General features: G+C 61.9%; 13 protein-coding genes. 11 read left to right on the top strand and 2 right to left on the bottom strand.

The window, feature by feature from the left end; genetic code table 11:
* Window positions 1-47: 47 nt before the first annotated feature.
* The 5 genes from BM300_RS20715 (at window position 48) to rarD (ending at window position 5,850) form a co-directional block, all read left to right on the top strand.
* Window positions 48-788: a ComF family protein gene (locus BM300_RS20715; RefSeq protein WP_092221521.1), complete on the top strand. Its 741-nt coding sequence runs from the start codon at window positions 48-50 to the stop codon at window positions 786-788.
* Between the two features lie 58 nt (window positions 789-846).
* Entirely contained in the window at window positions 847-1,611 is a 765-nt protein-coding gene (locus BM300_RS20710) for a TOBE domain-containing protein (RefSeq protein ID WP_092146361.1), read from the top strand.
* Window positions 1,612-1,677: 66 nt separating this feature from the next.
* Complete coding sequence (locus BM300_RS20705) at window positions 1,678-3,573, top strand: PhoX family protein (protein WP_092463856.1); 1,896 nt, start codon at window positions 1,678-1,680, stop codon at window positions 3,571-3,573.
* Between the two features lie 211 nt (window positions 3,574-3,784).
* Window positions 3,785-4,759 carry a serine/threonine protein kinase gene (locus BM300_RS20700; RefSeq protein WP_092221515.1) on the top strand — a complete coding sequence of 325 codons (975 nt, stop codon included), beginning with the start codon at window positions 3,785-3,787 and terminating at the stop codon, window positions 4,757-4,759.
* A 203-nt stretch (window positions 4,760-4,962) separates the two neighbouring features.
* Window positions 4,963-5,850, top strand: a complete 888-nt coding sequence (gene rarD, locus BM300_RS20695; protein WP_092463853.1) for an EamA family transporter RarD — start codon at window positions 4,963-4,965, stop codon at window positions 5,848-5,850.
* 217 nt (window positions 5,851-6,067) lie between these two features.
* Here rarD and BM300_RS20690 read toward each other — a convergent pair whose 3' ends face one another.
* Window positions 6,068-6,586, bottom strand: coding sequence for a glycine cleavage system transcriptional repressor (locus tag BM300_RS20690; protein WP_072342365.1), 519 nt, complete (start codon window positions 6,584-6,586; stop codon window positions 6,068-6,070).
* A 513-nt stretch (window positions 6,587-7,099) separates the two neighbouring features.
* Between BM300_RS20690 and BM300_RS20685 the strand changes: the two genes are divergently transcribed.
* Entirely contained in the window at window positions 7,100-9,277 is a 2,178-nt protein-coding gene (locus BM300_RS20685) for a malate synthase G (RefSeq protein WP_092345320.1), read from the top strand.
* Between the two features lie 228 nt (window positions 9,278-9,505).
* Here BM300_RS20685 and BM300_RS20680 read toward each other — a convergent pair whose 3' ends face one another.
* On the bottom strand, window positions 9,506-9,952 hold the full coding sequence (locus tag BM300_RS20680; protein ID WP_003206256.1) for a response regulator: 447 nt from the start codon (window positions 9,950-9,952) through the stop codon (window positions 9,506-9,508).
* Between the two features lie 258 nt (window positions 9,953-10,210).
* Here BM300_RS20680 and BM300_RS20675 point away from each other — a divergent pair, with 258 nt between their 5' ends.
* The 5 genes from BM300_RS20675 (at window position 10,211) to BM300_RS20655 (ending at window position 17,190) form a co-directional block, all read left to right on the top strand.
* On the top strand, window positions 10,211-12,145 hold the full coding sequence (locus tag BM300_RS20675; RefSeq protein ID WP_305882106.1) for a putative nucleotidyltransferase substrate binding domain-containing protein: 1,935 nt from the start codon (window positions 10,211-10,213) through the stop codon (window positions 12,143-12,145).
* Window positions 12,142-12,849, top strand: a complete 708-nt coding sequence (locus BM300_RS20670; RefSeq protein WP_092345318.1) for a 3'-5' exonuclease — start codon at window positions 12,142-12,144, stop codon at window positions 12,847-12,849. The genes BM300_RS20675 and BM300_RS20670 overlap by 4 nt, the downstream gene beginning before the upstream one ends.
* Before the next feature lie 170 nt (window positions 12,850-13,019).
* Window positions 13,020-13,538, top strand: a complete 519-nt coding sequence (locus BM300_RS20665; protein WP_046064522.1) for an RNA polymerase sigma factor — start codon at window positions 13,020-13,022, stop codon at window positions 13,536-13,538.
* The gene (locus tag BM300_RS20660; RefSeq protein ID WP_092345316.1) at window positions 13,535-14,509 is read left to right on the top strand and encodes a FecR domain-containing protein; all 975 of its coding nucleotides are present in this window, start codon (window positions 13,535-13,537) and stop codon (window positions 14,507-14,509) included. Before BM300_RS20665 ends, BM300_RS20660 begins: the two co-directional genes overlap by 4 nt.
* A gap of 254 nt (window positions 14,510-14,763) precedes the next feature.
* The gene (locus BM300_RS20655; RefSeq protein ID WP_092345314.1) at window positions 14,764-17,190 is read left to right on the top strand and encodes a TonB-dependent siderophore receptor; all 2,427 of its coding nucleotides are present in this window, start codon (window positions 14,764-14,766) and stop codon (window positions 17,188-17,190) included.
* Window positions 17,191-17,402: the final 212 nt, after the last annotated feature.

The following is a 17,402-nucleotide window of genomic DNA, read 5'->3' as shown; positions in this document are numbered from 1 at the left end:
ATACCCACAGGCGCGACACGGATGTTCGGCATATTTAAGGAAGAGTCATGCGCTGTCAACCACGATACAAAGGACAGGTTTACATCTGGTTAAAAAACAAACAATCCTGCCTGCTGTGCGGCGAAAGCACCGATACGCCGCAGCCTATCTGCACCCCTTGTGAAAGCGAGCTGCCCTGGCTCGGCGATCAATGCAGCGTCTGTGCCTTGCCGCTGCCCATGGCCGGGCTGCGTTGCGGACAATGCGCCGCGCAGCCGCCGGCCTTCGAACGGGTCCTGGCGCCCTGGGCCTACGACTTCCCGGTGGACAGCTTGATCACCCGTTTCAAGCATCAGGCGAAATGGCCCCTGGGCCGACTGCTGGGCGACCTGCTCGCGCAGTCGTTGCAACATCATTTCGACGAAGGGCTGGAACGCCCCGACGCACTGGTCCCGGTGCCACTGGCGACCCGGCGTTTGCGCCAGCGCGGTTTCAACCAGGCAGCGCTGCTGGCCCGCTGGCTCAGTGGGCCGTTGGCGATCCCTTGCGAAGAACACCTGCTGCGACGCACCCAGGACACCCCCGCCCAACAGGCACTCGATGCCAGGGCTCGGCGGCGAAACCTGCGTCAGGCCTTTGCCCTGGCACCCCAGGCTGCGTTGCACAACCGTCACTTGGCGTTGGTCGACGACGTGCTCACCACGGGCGCCACCGCCCAGGCGCTGGCCGCCCTGCTGCTCGATGCCGGCGCTGCGCGGGTCGATGTGTACTGCCTCGCTCGCACGCCGAAACCCGGAGAGTCGGCTTGACGCGCCACGCCCAAGGCGCCAACGTCCGCTCATCGACCTTTGCACGCAGTTTTCCGTCATGTCCTTGCCCACGCTTCTGACCCAGCACATCGCTCGGCGACCACAACGCATCGCCCTGTTGCAGCACATCGCCGAACAAGGTTCGATCACCCGCGCCGCCAAGAGCGCGGGCCTGAGCTACAAGGCGGCGTGGGATGCCATCGATGAGTTGAACAACCTCGCCGACCAACCGTTGGTGGAGCGCAGTGTTGGCGGCAAGGGCGGTGGCGGCGCCAGGCTGTCGGAGGAAGGCCAACGCGTGCTGCGCCTGTATCTGCGCCTGCAAGCGCTGCAGACACAACTATTGGAAGCGAGCGAGGATGCCGACGACCTGGGCCTGCTCAGTCGCCTGATGCTGCGCACCAGCGCCCGTAATCAATTGTATGGCAAGGTCCTGGGCATCGAGGCCCAGGGGCACAACGACCGGGTACGCCTGGAGCTGGCCCGGGGCCTGGTCATCGAAGCCCAGATTACCCACGACAGCACGCTGCGCCTGGAGCTGGATGTCGGCACCAACGTGGTGGCGCTGATCAAGGCCGGCTGGCTGGAATTACACCCTGTCGAGCAAGTGGAAAAAACGCGGATCAATACGCTGCGCGGCATGATCGAACAGGTCGACGCCGCCGAAGACGGCCCCAGCGAAGTGCGCATCAGCCTGCCCAACGGCCAGACGCTGTGCGCCCTGGCCGACCCGCTTGAGCTACAAAAGCAGCATTTGGAAGGCGGCTCACCGGTGCAAGTGACGTTTTCAGCGACAAATGTGCTGCTCGGCACACCGCTGTAGCGTGTTGCAACAATAGTTTCATCGACCCGCTTTAAGGTGACTGCCAAAACCAGCAGGGAGCCTGAGATGAGCCTATTAGAAGAAAACCAATCCACCGACCTGGAAAAGATCGTCGGCCTGAGCCGGCGCAGCTTCATCAGCGCCGGCGCCCTGTGCGGCGCGGCGATGTTCCTGGGCGGCAACCTGCTGAGCCGCAGCGTGCTGGCCGCCGCCGTGAGCGAAGGCAACAGCCGGCTGCTGGGCTTCAACAGCATCGCCGCCGCCACGGCCGACACCATCACGCTGCCGCCGGGCTACAAAGCCTCGGTGCTGATCAGTTGGGGCCAGCCCCTGCAGAAAAATGCACCGGCGTTCGACCCCAGTGGCAACGGCACCGCCCGCGCACAGGAAGTGCAGTTCGGCGACAACAACGACGGCATGAGCCTGTTCCCGTTCCCCGGCGACAACAACCGGGCGCTGATGGCGATCAACAACGAATACACCAACTACCAATACCTGTTCCCTCACGGCGGCCAGCCACAGTCGGCCGAAGACGTGCGCAAAGCCCAGGCCAGCGAAGGCGTCTCGGTGATCGAAATCCAGCGTCGGCGCGGCCAATGGCAATTCGTCCAGGAATCGCGCTACAACCGCAGGATCCACGGCAACACACCGATTCGCCTGCGTGGCCCAGCTGCCGGGCACGACCTGCTGAAAACCAGCGCAGACAAGAGCGGCAAGAAAGTGCTGGGCACCTTCCAGAACTGCGCCAACGGCATGACGCCTTGGGGCACCTACCTGACCTGTGAAGAGAACTTCACTGACTGCTTCGGCAGCAGCAAGTCGGACCTGCAGTTCGACGCGGCCCAGAAACGCTATGGCGCCACAGTCACCAGCAGTGAAATCAACTGGCACTTGCACGACCCGCGCTTTGACCTGGCGAAGAACCCCAACGAACTCAATCGCCACGGCTGGGTAGTGGAAATCGACCCGTTCGATCCGCAATCCACCCCGGTAAAACGCACCGCCCTGGGCCGCTTCAAACACGAAAACGCCGCCCTGGCGCAAACCAATGACGGTCGCGCCGTGGTGTACATGGGCGATGATGAGCGTGGCGAATTCATCTACAAGTTCGTCAGCCGCGAGCGCATCAATCACAAGAACGCCAAGGCCAATCGCAACCTGCTGGACCATGGCACCTTGTATGTCGCGCGCTTCGATGCCGGCGACGGCAACCCGGACCATCCCAAAGGCCAAGGCCAGTGGATCGAGCTGACCCATGGCAAGAACGGCCTCGACGCCAGCAGCGGTTTCGCCGACCAGGCCGAAGTTCTCATCCATGCACGCCTGGCCGCCAGCGCCGTTGGCGCCACCCGCATGGACCGCCCGGAGTGGATCGTGGTCAGCCCGAAAGACGGCCAGGTCTATTGCACCCTGACCAACAACTCCAAACGCGGCGACGCCGGCCAACCGGTGGACGGGCCTAACCCTCGAGCCAAGAACGTCTACGGGCAGATCCTGCGCTGGCGCACCGACCGCGACGATCACGCCGCCAAGACCTTCGCCTGGGACCTGTTCGTGGTCGCCGGCAACCCGGCGGTACATGCCGGCACGCCAAAGGGCGGTTCCTCCAACATCACCCCCCAGAACATGTTCAACAGCCCCGATGGCCTGGGCTTCGACAAAGGCGGACGCCTGTGGATCCAGACCGACGGCGACTCGAGCAACGCCGGGGACTTCGCCGGCATGGGCAATAACCAGATGCTCTGCGCCGATCCCAACAGCGGTGAAATCCGTCGTTTCATGGTCGGGCCGGTGGGCTGCGAAGTGACCGGGATCAGCTTCTCGCCGGACTACAAGGCTATGTTTGTCGGTATCCAGCATCCCAGCGGCGGCTCAACCTTCCCCGAGCACCTGCCCAACGGTAAGCCGCGATCGTCGGTGATGGTGATTACCCGCGAAGACGGCGGGGTCATCGGCGCCTGACCCTTGTCTGGACCGGGGACATAACACTTCGTGGCGAGGGAGCTTGCTCCCGCTGGGTTGCGCAGCGCGCCCTTCTTCTTTGGGCGCTTCGCACCCAAGCGGGAGCAAGCTCCCTCGCCACAACGATGCAAGTCTCACCGATCAATCCAAGCTGCTTTGCGCTACCATGCTGGGCCGGACGCGGCAGCCCTGCCGCTGCGCAGGAGTCAGCATGTCCCATCCGTTTGAAACCCTCACGCCCGACCTGGTACTCGATGCCGTTGAAAGCATCGGTTTCCTCAGCGACGCCCGCGTGTTGGCCCTCAACAGCTACGAGAACCGCGTCTATCAGGTCGGCATCGAAGATTCCGAGCCGCTGATCGCCAAGTTCTATCGCCCTCAGCGCTGGACCAACGAAGCGATCCTGGAAGAGCACAGCTTCACCTTCGAGCTGGCCGAATACGAAGTGCCCGTGGTCGCGCCACTGATCCACAACGGCACCAGCCTGCACGAACACGCCGGGTTTCGTTTCACCCTGTTTCCCCGTCGCGGCGGTCGTGCACCGGAGCCGGGCAACCTCGACCAGCTCTATCGCCTGGGGCAATTGCTCGGGCGCCTGCACGCAGTCGGGGCGACCCGTCCGTTCGAGCATCGTGAAGCCTTGGGCGTGAAGAACTTCGGCCACGATTCACTGGCCACTGTGCTGGCAAGCGGCTTCGTTCCTCGTAGCCTGCTGCCGGCCTACGAGTCGGTGGCCAGGGATCTGCTCAAGCGCGTCGAAGAGGTCTACGCCGCCACGCCCCACAAGAACATCCGCATGCACGGCGATTGCCACCCCGGCAACATGATGTGCCGCGACGAGGTGTTCCACATCGTCGACCTGGACGACTGCCGCATGGGCCCGGCGGTGCAGGATTTGTGGATGATGCTCGCCGGCGATCGCCAGGAATGCCTGGGCCAACTGTCGGAACTGATGGACGGCTACCGAGAGTTCCACGACTTCGACCCGCGAGAACTGGCACTGATCGAGCCACTGCGGGCACTGCGCCTGATGCACTACAGCGCCTGGCTGGCGCGGCGCTGGGACGACCCGGCGTTCCCCCGCAGCTTCCCGTGGTTCGGCAGCGAACGTTACTGGGGCGACCAGGTATTGGCGTTGCGCGAGCAACTGGCGGCGCTCAATGAAGAGCCGTTGAAGCTGTTCTGACGACCGCCGCGGATCCCCTGTGCGAGCTTCTTGCTCGCGATTGCGATCGAACATTCGACACCCTTGTCGACTGATCCACCGCTATCGCGAGCAAGCTCGCTCCCGCAAGGAATTGCAGTGAAACGCTCACAAAGGTTCACAGCACGACCCGACAAATCTCCTTACAATCACGCCTTTGTTAGCTGCCTAAGCAAGGATTCTGCATGCAAGCCGCCAACCCGCGTCGCGGGTATATCCTGGGCCTGAGTGCCTACATCATCTGGGGTCTGTTCCCGATCTACTTCAAGGCCATCGCCAGCGTGCCGTCGGTGGAGATCATCATCCATCGGGTGCTGTGGTCGGCCCTGTTCGGCGCGGCGTTGCTGCTGGTCTGGAAACACCCGGGCTGGTGGCGCGAACTGCGGGACAACCCACAGCGCCTGGCTATCCTCGCCCTGAGCGGGACGCTGATCGCAGCCAACTGGCTGACCTACGTCTGGGCGGTGAACAACGAGCGCATGCTCGAAGCCAGCCTGGGTTACTACATCAACCCGCTGGTGAACGTATTGCTGGGCATGTTGATCCTCGGCGAGCGCCTGCGCCGCATGCAGTGGTTGGCGGTGGGTTTGGCGGCGGTCGGTGTGGCGCAGCAGGTCTGGCAAGTGGGCAGCCTGCCCTGGGTGTCACTGGTGCTGGCGCTGACCTTCGGCTTCTACGGGTTGATCCGCAAGCAGGCACCGGTCAAGGCATTGCCGGGGCTGGTGGTAGAAACCTGGATGCTGGTGCCGATCGCCATCGCCTGGTTACTGTTCAATCCCACGGCCACCAGTGCCCAGGCGGCATTCTGGACCACCTCCGAAGCCTGGTGGCTGGTGGCGGCAGGCCCCGTGACGCTGGTGCCGTTGGTGTGCTTCAACGCCGCAACACGGCATTTGCCCTACACTACCATCGGTTTTCTCCAGTACATCGCGCCGACGCTGGTGCTGCTGCTCGCCGTGATGCTGTTTGGTGAGCACCTGTCGTCCAGCACACTGGTGGCGTTCCTGTTTATCTGGGCCGGGCTGGCGGTGTACAGCGTCGATGCGGTGATCAGCATGCGTCGGCGCAACTGATCAAAAAACGCACAAACCTCTACAGGCCACGTCTGGCGTGGCCTGCGCTCATCCTTCCCAAGGTTATCCACAACGTGATCCCCGCCGTTTGTGCACAAGCCCTTGAAAACTGATGATTTTTTGAGCATTCCTCGCCGAGGCCCGGCGGGCTTGGGCTGGAGCCGGGTCTCTACAGGTTATCCACAGGCAGGCGCAGTTTTTCCTTGGATAACCTTCGTCACGCTTCGTCGCTGAGCTTGAGCTCCACCATCAACTCATCGGCCAGGGTCTCCAGGCGTTCCTGCAACGTCTCCAGCGACAGGGTCAAGGGCACCCCCAGGATCGCTTCGGCGTGGAACAGCAACTCGCTGCTCATCGGCGCCGGCCGGACGTAAGTCACCAGACGCTCGACATTGACGCCCTGCTCGCTCAACAGCCGGGTGATGTCCCTCACTATGCCGGGACGGTCGTTGCCCACCAGCTCCATGGTGATGGGTTTCCAGGTGCAGGACTCCTCGAGGGCGCTTTCAGCGATCAACACGCGGATGTCGTAAGTCGATAGCCCCTGCAAGGCTTCGATCAGTTCCTCATGGGCCTCGGCGGGGGCGCCGATTCGCAGGATCCCGGCAAACTGCCCAGCCAGGCGCGACATGCGGCTTTCCAGCCAGTTACCGCCGTGGTCGGCGATGCAATCGGCAATGCGCTCGACCTGCCCGGGCTTGTCCGGGGCGAAAACAGTGATGACGAGGTGGTCCATGGCGCAGTCCTCTTGTTGGGGAAGGGACAGTATAGGCAAGCCATGAATCGGCACCGCCCTGCTTTCGTGGCGAGGGAGCTTGCTCCCGCTGGGCTACGCAGTAGCCCCCCTAAATAGGGGAGCGCTTCGCACTCCAGCGGGAGCAAGCTCCCTCGCCACGGTAAATGTGTACATTAATTAGATTTATCTGGAACAATGATCCGTTTTTTTGAGAACATCCGCTACCGCGTCGTGACTGTACTGCTTTAGTCGGTCGCGGAACGACGCAATTAGTCTAATTTTCACAACCGCAATTGATCATGTAGTATGCCGCAGCGAGCACTACATAACGTTGTACCGATGTCTGCTTAAGGCGCAGTCGCATCCCTGAAAAGCCCCGTCAGCAAGGCTTACCACCCAGCCGCCAGCGATGGCATGTACTGGTTCCGGGGTTTGTGCTTTAAATGTCCCGAGGCTTCATTGTCAAAATCGAAGAGCTGAAAAGCGAAATAGCTGAGCAGAGTGAGGCAAGCAATGACTGAACACGTTCAAGTCGGTGGCCTGCAGGTCGCCAAAGTCCTGTTCGACTTCGTGAATAACGAAGCCATTCCCGGAACCGGCCTCACCGCCGACGCGTTCTGGGCCGGTGCCGACAAGGTCATCCACGACCTGGCGCCGAAGAACAAAGCCCTACTCGCCAAACGCGATGATTTCCAGGCGCGGATCGATGCCTGGCACCAGGCCCGTGCTGGCCAGGCCCACGACGCCGTGGCTTACAAAGCCTTCCTGCAAGACATTGGATACCTGCTGCCAGAAGCGGCGGATTTCCAGGCTACGACCCAAAACGTCGATGACGAAATCGCCCGCATGGCCGGCCCGCAGCTGGTGGTGCCGGTGATGAACGCCCGCTTCGCCCTCAACGCATCGAACGCCCGCTGGGGTTCGCTGTATGACGCGCTGTACGGCACCGATGCCATCAGCGAAGCCGATGGCGCGGAAAAAGGCAAAGGCTACAACAAGGTCCGCGGCGACAAGGTCATCGCCTTCGCCCGTGCCTTCCTCGACGAAGCCGCGCCCCTGGCGGCCGGCTCCCATGTCGACTCCATTGCTTACAAAATCGTCGACGGCAAACTGGTGGTCACCCTCAAGGGCGGCAGCAACAGCGGCCTGCGTGACGATGCCCAGTTGATCGGCTTCCAGGGCGATGCCTCGGCACCGACCACCGTGCTGTTGAAACACAACGGCCTGCACTTCGAAATCCAGATCGATGCCAGCACCCCGGTCGGCCAGACTGACGCCGCTGGCGTCAAAGACATCCTGATGGAAGCCGCGCTGACCACCATCATGGACTGCGAAGACTCGGTCGCCGCCGTCGATGCCGATGACAAAGTGGTGATCTACCGCAACTGGCTCGGCCTGATGAAAGGCGACCTGGCTGAAGAAGTCGCCAAAGGCGGCCAGACGTTCACCCGCACCATGAACCCCGACCGTGTCTACACCGCCGTCGACGGTTCGAGCGTGACCCTGCACGGCCGCTCGCTGTTGTTCGTGCGTAACGTCGGCCACCTGATGACCATCGACGCGATCCTGGACCAGCACGGCAACGAAGTGCCGGAAGGTATTCTCGACGGCCTGATCACCAGCCTGGCAGCGATCCACAGCCTCAACGGCAATACCAGCCGTCGCAACAGCCGCACCGGCTCGGTGTACATCGTCAAGCCGAAGATGCACGGTCCGGAAGAAGCTGCGTTCACCAACGAGCTGTTCGGCCGTGTCGAAGACGTACTGAACCTGCCGCGCAATACCCTCAAGGTCGGGATCATGGACGAGGAACGCCGTACCACGGTCAACCTCAAGGCCTGCATCAAGGCCGCCAGCGAGCGCGTGGTGTTCATCAACACCGGCTTCCTCGACCGTACCGGCGACGAGATCCACACCTCCATGGAAGCCGGCCCGATGGTGCGCAAGGCCGACATGAAAGCCGAGAAGTGGATCGGCGCGTATGAGAACTGGAACGTCGACATCGGCTTGAGCACCGGCCTGCAAGGCCGTGCGCAAATCGGCAAGGGCATGTGGGCGATGCCGGACCTGATGGCGGCGATGCTCGAACAGAAAATCGCTCATCCGCTGGCCGGCGCCAACACCGCATGGGTTCCCTCGCCGACCGCCGCTGCCCTGCACGCGCTGCATTACCACAAGGTCGACGTGTTCGCCCGCCAGGCCGAGCTGGCCAAGCGCGCGCGAGCATCGGTGGACGACATCCTGACCATCCCGCTGGCCGTCAACCCGAACTGGACGCCGGAGCAGATCAAGAACGAACTGGACAACAATGCCCAGGGCATCCTTGGCTACGTGGTGCGCTGGATCGACCAGGGCGTGGGCTGCTCCAAAGTGCCGGACATCAACGACATCGGCCTGATGGAAGACCGTGCGACGCTGCGTATCTCCAGCCAGCACATCGCCAACTGGCTGCGCCACGGCATCGTTACCCAAGACCAGGTGATGGAAAGCCTCAAGCGCATGGCGCCGGTAGTCGACCGCCAGAACGCCAGCGACCCGCTGTACCGTCCGCTGGCACCAGACTTCGACCGCAACATCGCCTTCCAGGCGGCGGTCGAGCTGGTGATCGAAGGCACGAAGCAGCCTAACGGCTACACCGAGCCGGTGTTGCACCGTCGTCGTCGTGAGTTCAAGGCAGCCAATGGGTTGTGATTGAGCAGCGCGTGACAACGAAAAAGCCCTGATCGAAAGATCAGGGCTTTTTCATTTGCAAATACATGAGCGCTTTTGTGGCGAGGGAGCTTGCTCCCGCTGGGCTGCGAAGCAGACCCTTTTCCAGCGTTCGGAATCTTATTGACCTGCACTGCGGTCGCTGCGCAACCGAGCGGGAGCAAGCTCCCTCGCCACAAAAGCACCCGATAGCGCCATTCTCACGACAGGCTAGAGATCCATCCCCAACTCATGCTTGACCAACCCCAGCAACTTGTCGGTATCGATCGGCTTGAGCAGAAAGTCCACCACGCTCAGGTGCATGGCTTCGATGGCGTCCTTCACGTCGGCATCGCCCGATACGATGATGATCGGCAGCGCCGCCCGCGGAGACTCGCGCACCAGGCGAATAAGTTCCAGCCCATCAACATTGCCCATCCGCAGGTCGGTGATCAACAGGCCGATCGATGGCTTGGTTTCCAGCATCTTGAGTGCCGTTTCACCACTGGCGGCGGTCATGCAGTGAATCCCGTCCAACGCCAGGATCTCCGACAGCAGCTCACGAGCGTCCTTGTCGTCATCGACGATCAAGACGCGCTGCGGCGGCAGGTCGGGTTCCAGCATGACGGCACTCAGCGCCTCGCGCTCGGCGTCACTCAAAATATCGTGGTCGGACATGGTGCTCTCTACGTTCTTTAAATCGATCCCCTGGCACAGTGGTCAGACATCGTTCTGCGGCGCTTCAATGTGCACTTCGTCGGATTTTTTTCCAAGAACATTTAATGAAGATTTTTCTGACGCTTGGCGTAGGTTTTTTCCGTAAGTTCACCCCTAGGCCGCGACCTAGACTTACGTCCAATGGGCACCCCGCTCTGAGGGGCCGACCATGGGAGAACAGATCGACCACAACAATTCAAAAAAGACTGCGTAATGGTTATGAAAAAAGCGGACGCCTTCACCCAGGCAGGGAAAACCGCGGTGTTGCAAAACATCCAGGGGACACTGCAGTTTCTCCAGCGTTTCCCACCGTTCAACCAGATGGAAAACGCTCACCTGGCCTATCTGGTGGAGCAATGCCTGCTGCGTTTTTATGCCCCGGGCGAAACCATCATCAAACCAGCCGACGGCCCGGTGGAGCACTTTTACATCGTCAAGCAAGGCCGGGTGGTAGGTGAACGTCCGCATACGGCCAAGGGTGGAACCGAGACGACCTTCGAAATCACCACCGGCGAATGTTTCCCCCTCGCCGCGCTGCTGGGCGAACGGGCCACGCGCACCGAACACCGGGCCGGCGAAGACACGTTCTGCCTGCAGTTGAACAAACTGGCCTTCATCAAGCTGTTCGCCCTGTCCGGCCCGTTTCGCGACTTCGCCCTGCGCGGGGTCAGCAGCCTGCTCGACCAGGTCAATCAACAGGTCCAGCAAAAGTCTGCGCAAACCTTGGGCACCCAGTATTCCCTCAACACGCGACTGGGCGAACTGGCGATGCGCCATCCAGTCAGTTGCAGCCCGGACACGCCGCTGCGCGAAGCCGTGAAGCTGATGCACGACCAGCAGGTCGGCAGCATCGTGGTGGTTAATGAACAGAAAGCTCCGGTGGGAATCTTCACCTTGCGCGACCTGCGGCAGGTGGTGGCCGATGGGGCCGGGGATTTTTCCCAAGCCATCGTAGGACACATGACTCAGGCACCGTTTTTCCTCTCGCCGGACCACAGCGCCTTCGATGCGGCCATCGCCATGACCGAACGGCACATCGCCCACGTCTGCCTGGTCAAGGACCAACGCCTGTGTGGCGTGGTGTCGGAGCGCGATCTGTTTTCCTTGCAGCGCGTCGACCTGGTGCACCTGGCCCGGACCATTCGCAACGCGCCCAAGGTGGAAAACCTCGTGGCCCTGCGCGGCGAGATCGGCCAACTGGTGGAACGCATGCTAGCCCACGGCGCGTCATCGACCCAGATCACCCACATCATCACCCTGCTCAACGATCACACCGTATGCCGGGTCATCGAGCTGACCCTGATCGACAAAGGTGACCCAGGCGTGCCGTTCAGTTGGCTGTGCTTCGGCAGTGAAGGCCGGCGCGAACAAACCCTGCACACCGACCAGGACAACGGCATTTTGTTCGAGGCCCGGGACGCCGCCCATGCCGCGCAGATTCGCGGCCTGCTACTGCCCATCGCCCAGCAGATCAACCAGAGCCTGGCCTTGTGCGGCTTCACCTTGTGCAAGGGCAACATCATGGCCGGCAACCCCGAGCTGTGCCTGTCCCGAGCTGAATGGGCCCGGCGTTTTTCGGCATTCATTCGCGAAGCAACCCCGGAAAACCTGCTGGGCTCGAGCATCTATTTCGACCTGCGGGTGGTCTGGGGCGATGAGCAAGGCTGCGAGCAGTTGCGCCGGCAGATCCTCGATCAAGTGGCCGATAACCGTTTGTTCCAACGCATGATGGCCGAAAATGCCCTGCGCCACCGCCCGCCCGTGGGCCGCTTCCGGGATTTCGTGCTGAGTCGCAAGAACGGCGAAAAAGCCACCCTCGATTTGAAAGTGCAAGGCCTGACGCCCTTCGTCGACGGCGCCCGTCTGCTGGCGCTGGCCAACGGCATCGAAGCCAACAATACCCTGGAGCGCTTGCGGCAATTGGTCGACAAGCAAGTGATCGAACCGCTCGATGGCGCAGCCTACGAAGAGGCCTATCACTTCATTCAACAGACCCGCATGCAGCAACATCAATTGCAAACCCGCGAGAACCTGCCCTACTCCAACCGCGTCGACCCCGACAGCCTCAACCATCTGGACCGACGCATCCTGCGCGAATCCCTGCGCCAGGCCCAACGCCTGCAAAGCAGCCTGACGCTGAGGTATCAGTTGTGAGCATTTTTTCCTGGTTGCGCCCAGCCCAACCAATGTTGTCCGAAGAAATGCAAAGGCGCCTGGAACGCCTGCCGACGGCTTCAGCCTTGGGTGAATGCGATCTGCGGAAACAACGCTGGGTCGTGCTGGACCTGGAAACCACCGGATTGAACCTGAACAAGGACCAGGTGCTGTCCATCGGCGCGGTGGTCATCGAAGACGGCGCCATCGACTTCAGCCAGCAGTTCGAACGCACCTTGCAATGCGATAAACAGAAACTCGGACCCAGTGTGCTGATCCATGGCCTGGCGCCCAGCGCCATTGCCGCCGGCAGCGACCCGGCCGAGGCGCTGCTGGCGTTCATGGAGTTCGTCGGCGACAGTCCGCTGCTGGCCTTTCACGCGCCGTTCGATTCCCACATGCTCGGGCGCGCCTTGAAAGACTACTTGGGCTATCGCCTGCAGCATTCATTCCTCGACGTGGCGGACCTGGCCCCGATGCTTTGTCCCCAGGCCAACCTGCGCAAGTCGGGCCTGGACGAGTGGATCGACTGGTTCAAGCTGCAAGTCTTCGACCGCCATAACGCCAGTGCCGACGCCCTGGCCACGGCAGAACTGGCGCTGATCCTGTTCAGCCGCGCCCGTCAGCAACAGATCCTGAGCCCGCTTGACCTGCAACAACGGCTGAGCCAATGGAAACGGCGGCAGCAAGCGCCTTCGCTTTGACTCACCTTGAAGATGAACACACTACCCTGTGGGAGCAAGCTCGCTCCCACGCAGAACCCGGCCTCAATTTCCTTATCCCGCGCCGCCCGACCAGCGCCAATTGCTTTCCCGCCCCCGCCTCTGACACAATCGCGAACAATTCTCGTTACTTAAAACATCGGTGATGCTCCGTGTCGTCAGTCCCTAGCCCCCACAGTGATCTGGTTGGTGCGTTATACCGTGACCATCGTGGTTGGCTATTGGCCTGGCTGCGACGCAACGTGGCGTGTTCGCAACGGGCCGAGGACCTGAGCCAGGACACCTTTGTGCGTTTGCTGGGTCGCGAAGAGCTGAAGGCGCCCCGCGAACCGCGGGCGTTTCTGGTGGCCATCGCCAAGGGCCTGTTGTTCGATTATTTCCGTCGAGCGGCATTGGAGCAGGCCTACCTCACCGAACTGATGCTGATTCCCGAGGCCGAGCAGCCCTCGGTGGAAGAACAGCAAATCATTCTCGAAGACCTCAAGGCCATCGATCGCCTGCTTGGCAAACTGTCGAGCAAGGCCCGCGCAGCCTTCCTCTATAACCGCCTCGACGGCCTCGGCCACGCCGAAATCGCCGAGCGCCTGGGGGTTTCGGTGCCGCGCGTACGGCAGTATCTCGCCCAAGGCATCCGCCAGTGCTACATCGCACTTTATGGTGAGCCGACATGAGTCAGGCCCATGCCAAACCGGTCTCGGCCAGCGTGCTGGATGCCGCCATTGCCTGGCAGCTGTCCCTGGACTCGAGCAGCGCCCAGGAACGTGAAGCCTTCGCCCAATGGCATGCCGCCGACGAAGAACACGCCCGGGCCTGGCGACAGCTGGGCATGCTTGACCAACGCTTCAGTGTGGCCAACGGGCCGGCGCGCGCCGCGTTGCTGCAATCGCGGGTGAGCATTCGTCGCCGGATACGCAAGGTCGGCAGCGGCCTGGCCAGCGTTATCGCGGCCATCGGCCTGGCGCTGTTTGCCGGCGATCGTTACCTGCCGCTGGATTACTGGCTGGCCGATCAGCGCACCGCGACAGGCGAACAGCGCACCCTGCGCCTGGACGACGGCACGCTGATCAACCTCAACACCCACAGTGCCCTGGACGTGCGTTTCGATGACAAGCAGCGCCGCATCGTCCTGCAGGAAGGCGAGATCCTGGTTGAAACCGGTCACGACGACCCGCGTCCGTTCATCGTCGAGACCCGTGAAGGCCGCCTGCGCGCCTTGGGCACACGATTCCTGGTCAAGCGTGAAGACGAAGGCACGCGCCTGAGCGTGTTGAAATCCGCTGTGGCGGCGCATCCCCAGGCCACGGACCAGGAACAGATCCTGCGCGAAGGCCAACAAGTGCTGATGCGCCGCGACGGCCTCGGGCCGACCCTCGCCTTGAACCCCGGCGCCGATGCCTGGACCCGCGGCATGCTGGTGGTGGATAACGCCCGTCTTGAAGATTTGGTCCATGAGCTGGGGCGCTATCGTCGCGGCTACCTGGGTGTGGAGCCGCAAGTGGCGGATTTGCGCATCACCGGCAGTTTCCCGCTGCACGACACCGACCTGGCCTTGACCGCCCTGCTGCCGACCTTGCCGGTGCAGGTCGGATATCACACGAAGTGGTGGGTGGTCGTGGAACCGAGGAACGGGGCCAAGCCCTGAGGGATGTTGTGTCAGGCAGGCCGCCTTCGCGGGCAAGCCCGCTCCCACAAGGGGATGGCGGCGCACACAATATTGCGGGCGACCCGGTCAAAAATGTGGGAGCGAGCCTGCTCGCGAAGCGGCCACCCCACACACCACAAAACCCAGGCCGATCTAAAAACTGAATCTAAATTATTTTCATCCAGCCCTATCACTTTTCAATTTTCATCCGGCACCCAGGCAATTGAGAAATATTTCCATTCAGGAGCCGCCGTATGTCCCGCCCGCTAGACACCCTGTTGCGCCCCAGCCTGTTGGCAATCGCCATTGCCTTCGCCATTCCCTTCGCCAGCGGCCCGCTACTGGCCGCCGAACAGGCCTCGAGCGTGCGCACCTACAACCTGCCTGCCGCGCCACTGGCCAGCACCTTGAACCAGATCGCCAGCCAGGCTGGCCTCGCCCTGAGCCTGAATCCGTCCCTGGCCTCGGGCAAGACCTCGGCCCCGGTCCAGGGCCAGTTCGACGCCACCGGCGCATTGCGCCAGGCCTTGCGCGGCACCGGCCTGCAACTGGAACAAAGCGGCGCCGGCACCTACAGCCTGGTGGCTGTACCTGAAGGCGTCATGGCCCTGCCGGAAACCAGCGTAATCGGCGCCGGCGTCAGCGAAACCGCGTGGGGCCCGACCGAGGGCTACGTCGCCACCCGCACTGCCGCCGGCACCAAGACGGATACGCCGATTGTCGAACTGCCGCGCTCAGTCTCCGTGGTTACGCGCCAGCAGATGGAAGACCGTTCGGTCCTCAACCTCAATGACGCCCTGCGCTACACCGCCGGTGTGCAGAGCAGCGGCTACGGCTCGGATTCGCGCAACGACTGGCTGTTGGTCCGTGGCTTCATCCCGACCCAATTCCTCGATGGCCTGCCGCTGCCCAAGGGCAACTACATCACGCCGAAAATCGAGCCCTGGAACCTGGAGCGCATCGCCGTGCTGCGCGGCCCGGCGTCTTCGGTCTACGGCCAGACGCCACCTGGCGGCATGCTGGACATGGTCAGCCGTCGCCCGCAAGCCGAGAGCAGCCATGAAGTCGAATTGCAGGCCGGCAGCTACGAACACAAGCAGATCAATTTCGACAGCACCGGCAAGGTCGATGACGAAGGTCAGTTCCTCTATCGGCTCAGCGGCACCGTACGTGACAGCAATTCCCAGGTCGATCACATCCCGGACAAGCGCTACAACCTCGCGCCGAGCCTGACCTGGAACATCAACGACGACACCCGCCTGACCTTCCTGTCCCAGTACACCCGCGACGACACCGGCATCACCGGGCAGTTCTTGCCGCTGCAAGGCACCAAGCTGTCTTCGCCGGCGGGCAAGATTTCCCACCACAAGAACCTCGGCGATCCGGATTGGGAATTCTACGACCGTACCTACTACGCGCTGGGCTACAACTTCGAACATCGCCTGAACGACACCTGGCAGTTCCGCCAGAATTTGCGTTATACCAAGAGTGATCTGGAGTCCCAAGGCATCACCGCGGGAACATTTCCTCCTGATCAAGCAGTAAGCCCCGACGGTACAGTCAAGCGCAGCGCCGGGATTGTTGACGAAGACATCAGCCAGTTCGCCGTCGACAACAACTTCCAGGCCGACTTCCAAACGGCAAGCCTGAGCCACACCTTGCTGCTAGGCCTGGATCACCAGCGCTCCAACAGCAATTCGCGTTGGCTGTGGGGTTCCACTGGTGTTCCCGACAGCAATATCCATAACCCGATCTACGGACAGGACTTTTCCAACGTTCAGTATTTCACCATGTACGACTACAACCAGAAGACCCAGCAAACCGGTCTCTACGTCCAGGACCAGATCGCCCTGGACAACTGGCGCCTGACCCTCGGTGGTCGTGAGGACTGGATCCACACCGGCACCGAGTTCCACAACCAGGCCGGTGCGACCAACACCCAGCGCGACAAGAAATTCAGCGGCAACGCGGCGCTGAGTTACGTCTTCGATAATGGGGTGACGCCGTACATTTCCTTTGCCCAGTCGTTCCAGGCGGCGGCGGGTTCAACCGTCAACAGCACCGACGCGTTCAAGCCGACCGAAGGCGAACAGTACGAGGTGGGCATCAAGTACCAGCCGCCCGGCACCAAAACCTTGCTGACGGCGGCGGTGTTCGACCTGACCCAGCAGAACAACTCCGTCACTGAAAACAACATCACCCGCCAAGTGGGTGAAGTACGAGTACGCGGCCTGGAACTGGAGGCGTCCGGTGACGTGACCGACAGCCTCAAGCTGATCGGCTCATACACCTACAACGACAGCGAAATCACCAAAGGCACCGTGGCTGAAGAAGGCAAGCGCATGACCCAGGTGCCGCGTCACCAGGCCACAGCCTGGGCCGATTACACCTGGCACAACGGCCCGCTGGACGGTTTCGGTGTCGGCGCGGGTGTGCGTTATGTCGGCGACACCTATGGCAACACCACCAACACCGATTGGGGCCACGTCGGCTCCTATACCGTGTATGACGCGTCGGCCCATTACGACCTGGGGCGCCTGAACAACTCGCTCAAAGGGGTATCGGTGGCGGTGGACGCAAAAAACGTCTTCAACAAGGACTACCTGTCCACTTGTGACGGTTCCTACTGCTACTACGGCGACCAACGCAACGTCGTCGCCAGCGTGAATTACAAATGGTAAACGGTTAGCATTTGCAAAACCTTTTGAGGGCACGCCGCTGAGTGCAATGTTACTCGTCGAAGTGAATGGATCCGTGGCGAGGGAGCTTGCTCCCGCTTGAGTGCGCAGCGCTCATCCAAGAGGGGCTGCTGCGCAGCCCAGCGGGAGCAAGCTCCCTCGCCACAATGGATTAGCGCCTTGAGTCAATAGTGTGCTCGCCGCAAGCGGCCTTT

Source organism: Pseudomonas sp. NFACC46-3 (assembly GCF_900114515.1).
Taxonomy (GTDB): domain Bacteria; phylum Pseudomonadota; class Gammaproteobacteria; order Pseudomonadales; family Pseudomonadaceae; genus Aquipseudomonas; species Aquipseudomonas fluorescens_Q.
The sequence above is the reverse complement of the archived record's forward strand: the minus strand, read 5'-3'. Positions and strand labels throughout refer to the sequence as shown.